Source organism: Aeromicrobium sp. (assembly GCF_014378035.1).
GTDB lineage: Bacteria > Actinomycetota > Actinomycetes > Propionibacteriales > Nocardioidaceae > Aeromicrobium.
Window position 1 is genome coordinate 1 of sequence record NZ_JACMOM010000281.1, and the last position, 4,149, is coordinate 4,149.

The 4,149-nt window shown below is 66.2% G+C and carries 4 protein-coding genes; 1 reads left to right on the forward strand and 3 read right to left on the reverse strand.

The window, feature by feature from the left end:
• On the reverse strand, positions 1–749 hold a 749-nt coding region (locus tag H7290_RS14420; RefSeq protein ID WP_290514712.1), incomplete at its 3' end, for an MFS transporter.
• A 117-nt stretch (positions 750–866) separates the two neighbouring features.
• On the opposite strand from H7290_RS14420, the gene H7290_RS14425 reads away from it, so the two are divergent.
• Positions 867–1,796, forward strand: a complete 930-nt coding sequence (locus H7290_RS14425; RefSeq protein WP_290514713.1) for a LysR family transcriptional regulator — start codon at positions 867–869, stop codon at positions 1,794–1,796.
• A gap of 68 nt (positions 1,797–1,864) precedes the next feature.
• Here the strand turns inward: H7290_RS14425 and H7290_RS14430 are convergent, their stop codons facing one another.
• Together H7290_RS14430 and H7290_RS14435 are read right to left on the reverse strand one after the other, a co-directional pair.
• Positions 1,865–2,839, reverse strand: a complete 975-nt coding sequence (locus H7290_RS14430; RefSeq protein ID WP_290514714.1) for an ABC transporter substrate-binding protein — start codon at positions 2,837–2,839, stop codon at positions 1,865–1,867.
• An 82-nt stretch (positions 2,840–2,921) separates the two neighbouring features.
• Positions 2,922–4,149 (reverse strand): ABC transporter permease subunit (locus H7290_RS14435; protein WP_290514715.1); only part of this gene is annotated, 1,228 nt, incomplete at its 5' end.

Consider the following 4,149-nt stretch of genomic DNA (forward strand, 5'->3'; position numbering starts at 1 on the left):
ACGCCGCGCGGGTAGCGGCGGACGACCTCGAAGACGCCGTACGACTCAGCCTGAGTTGCCTCGACCTCCTTCTGCGCAGCAAGGAAGATCGGCGCCTCGGTGACGGTGGTGCGGATGTAGTAGCCGACCAGCACGATGATCGCCGAGAGCCAGAACGACACCCTCCAGCCCCAGCTCAGGAAGGCGTCCTCCGAGAGGGTCGACGTCAGTGCGAGCAGGACCAGAGTCGCGATCATGTTGCCGGCCGGAACCCCTGCCTGGGGCCAGCTGGCCCAAAAACCACGCTTCTCGTCGGGGCTGTGCTCGGCGACGAGCAGCACTGCTCCACCCCACTCGCCCCCGATCGCGAAGCCCTGGATGAAACGCAGCGTCACGAGCATCGCGGGAGCGAGGTAGCCGACGCTCCCGAAGGACGGGATGCAGCCCATGGCGAACGTGGCGACGCCGACGAGCAACAGGCTCACCTGGAGCAGCTTCTTGCGGCCATGCCGGCCGCCGAAGTGACCGAAGACGATGCCGCCGATGGGTCGTGCGGCGAAGCCGACGGCGTATGTCACGAAGGCGGCGAGGGTGGCGGCGGGCTGGTTGCCGCCGGCCGGAAAGAACACCTTGCTGAACACCAGGGTCGCGGCGGTGCCGTAGAGGAAGAACTCGTACCACTCGACGACCGTCCCGGCCATCGAGGCGGCGACGATGCGCTTCAGGCCGCTCGGCGTCTCGGCGTGGCCTGCAGCTGGCTCGGACTTCATCAATTTTCCTCCATCGTTGTGACGCAGCACACACGCCGGGAACACGACTGAGTATCAATGCACAGCAATGCACCTGCAATGCCCAATCCCGCAACCTGTCTCTGCAACAATGCAGATATGGGGAGCGACCTTGCGAGTGCCGACGACCTGCTGGTGTTCCTCGAAGTGGCGCGCAGCGGCCGCTTCACCACCGCGGCGGACGCGCTCGGCATCAACCACACCACGGTGTCGCGTCGCGTCGCCGCCCTCGAGAAGCGTCTCGGGGGACGCGTCCTGGCACGCGCTGCGGGAGGGTGGGAGCTGACCCCGCTCGGCCGCGAGGCGATGCAGGCCGCCGAGCGGCTCGACGCTGTGCTGCGTGAGCTGGCGACCGAGCCCGGCAGCAGCCACGTCCTCGACGACGTCGTTCGCCTGTCTGCGACGGACGGTTTCAGCGCCTACATCGCCGCCCCGGCGGCAGCGCGTCTGAGACGGCGCCACGCCGGCCTCGCGCTGGAGATCGTCGCGACGACACGACGCGCCATGCAGCACCGGTCGGGCCTCGACATCGAGATCGTCGTGGGCGAGCCGCAGGTGCATCGAGCCGAGGCTGTCCGTCTTTCTCCGTACGTGCTGGGGCTATACGCATCGCGCGACTATCTCGACGCCCACCCCGCCCCCACGTCGGTCGGCGAGGTCGAGCAGCACGGGCTCGTCTACTTCATCGACTCCATGCTTCAGGTCGACGGGCTCGACGTGGCGCGCGAGTTCCTGCCTTCGATGCGCGAGGCCGTCACGTCGACCAACGTGTTCGTCCACGTCGAGGCCACTCGCGCAGGGGCGGGCCTCGGGCTGCTGCCCTGCTTCATGGCCGACCGGCACGACGACCTGGTGCGGCTGTTGCCCGGGGAGGTCGAGGTCTCGCTCGCCTACTGGCTGGTCACCCGCCCCGAGGCCTCTCGCCGCCCCGCCGTCGCCGCGGTCGCCGCGGAGCTGCACCTGGCTGTTCGCACGATGCAGGATGAGCTGATGGGACGGACCGCAGGCACGACAACCCCCGGCCCATGACGGCGGGGCGGCCGGATCACACGACCGCCCCGCCACCTCCACTCAGATGTTGCTCAACGTGTTGGCACTCAGCCCATCCAGGCCTTGACCTTGTCCGGGTTGGCCTTGATCCACTTGTCCGCGGCCTCATCAGCGCTCATCTTGTCCTGCGCGATGTACTTGGCGACCAGGTTCTGGTCGTCGTTGGTCCACTTGAAGTTCTTGACGACGGTGGTTGCGTCGCCTCCGCCCTTCATGAAGTCCTTGGACGCGTACTTCAACAGGTTCGTCGTCGGGTAGTCACACGTGATCTTGGCCGGATCGGCGTCACATCCCTTGGTGTACTTCGGCAGTGCGACCTTCTTCAGGTCAACGTTCGACAGGAACCACTGCGGAGCGTAGAAGTAGCCGATCAGCGGCGTCTTCTTCTCCTCGGCCTGCTTGAACGCCGTGATGAGGGCGGCCTCGCTACCGGCGTAGACCACCTTGAAGTTGAGCTTGTTGTTCTTGACGAGGGCCTCGTCGTTCGTCACGAACGAGGGGTCGCCGTCGAGCAGCTGCCCCTTGCCGCCGGACTCGGAGGTCTTGAACATCTTCGAGTACTTGTTGAGGTTCTTGTAGTCGAGGATGCCGGGGTACTTCTTGGCCATCCACGGCGGCACGAACCAACCGATCTGCCCGACGTTGCCGTTGGGACCCACCTCGACCGCGGTCGGGTTGGCGCTGTCGACGTACTTCTTGACCAGGTCGGGGTGACCCCAGTCCTCGATGACGACGTCGACGTCACTGCCGAAGCCCTGCCACGAGACCTCTTCCTTGAGGTTCTTGTACTCGACCTTGCAGCCGAGCTTGCCCTCGATGACACGCCCGACGACGTGCGCCGACGCCTCGAAGCCGACCCAGGGGTTGACGGCCATGTTGACGGTGCTGTCGCAGTTCTTGCCGCTGGCACTGTTGCCACTCTTGCTGTTGATGTCTCCACCGCCGCAGGCGGAAAGCACCAGGGCGGCGCTGGAGACGAGCGCGGCGGCGATGCCGACGCGTCGTCTGGTCAGATGGGACATTTATTCTCCTCTTGGTGATGCATCGGTGGGGATGGTGCGGATCTGGGGTGGCAGCATGTGGGTGGGTGGCGTGGGCCTGGAGCTACGTCGTCATGGTCCGCGTCGGACTTGTCCGGGCGACCCAGCCCTGGGTGATGCGGTCGAACATCACGGCCAGGGCGACGATCGCGATGCCGGCCGCGAGCCCCTTGCCGAACAGCTCACCGCGAGAGAAGCCCGCGACGACGTAGTAGCCGAGGCCGCCGGCGCCGACGAGGCCACCGATCACGATGACCGCGAACACATAGAGCAAGCCCTGGTTGGACGCCAGAGCGATGCTCGAGCGGGCCATCGGCAGCTGGACCTTGGTGATCATCTGCCAACGGTTGGAGCCCGTGGACTGCGCGCCCTCGATCGATGAGGCGGAGACCCCGCGGATGCCATCGCAGACGAGCTTGATCGCGACCGGCGAGGCGTAGATGACCGCCGCCACGATCGCGGTGAACCGGGACGGGTCGAACAGCGCGATGGCCGGGATCAGGTAGACGAACGCCGGAATCGTCTGGGCGGTGTCAAGAATCGGCCGCAGAATGAGGTCGGCGGTGCGGCTGTTGGCCATCAGGACGCCGAGCACAAGAGCCAGGACCACCACGATGACCGTGCCGACGAGGGTCGTGGCGACGGTGATCATCGACTCGTTCCAGATGCCCACCGCGAAGACCGCGCCGAGGCACGCTGCGGAGATGACGCCTGCCTTGAGGCCACCGATGAGGAGCGCCATCAGCAACAGGAATGATGCGGTGAGCCACCACGGCGACTCGGCAAGCAGGGTCTGGAAGGGGTTGAGGAGACCGCCGGAGATTGCGTTCTTGATCGGCACGGTGACCGACGAAGCATTGCTGGCGACCCAGTCAGCGGCCGACTGCGAGGCGTCACGGACAGGCGAGCCGAAGTTCGGCGATGTGGGGAACGTCGCCAGGTCGAGGTAGGTGCGCGACAGGTACACGCACACCACCGTCACGACCAGGCCCGCCGCGATGGCGATGCGCCGACGCTTGGTGCCTGCCTCGGTGCGGAACTTCGTGGTCTGCTCCCCTGCCGCCGTCGTGACCCGGTCGAGCCACACGGCCATGACGGCAATCAGGATGCCGGCGGTGAAAGCGGTGCCGATGTCGAGCGACTGCAGCGCGGTCAGGACCGGGATGCCGAGACCTGGAGAGTTGATGAAGGCCGCGATCGTGACCATCGACAGCGCCGCCATGATCGATTGGTTGATGCCGACGATGATCGTGCGACGCGCCATCGGCAGCTGCACGTACAGCAGACGCTGC

Excerpts from the sequence above, each read along its gene's own strand:
- H7290_RS14425 (WP_290514713.1), top strand. The coding sequence starts at position 867 with ATGGGGAGCGACCTTGCGAGTGCCGACGACCTGCTGGTGTTCCTCGAA.
- H7290_RS14430 (WP_290514714.1), bottom strand. The coding sequence starts at position 2,839 with ATGTCCCATCTGACCAGACGACGCGTCGGCATCGCCGCCGCGCTCGTC.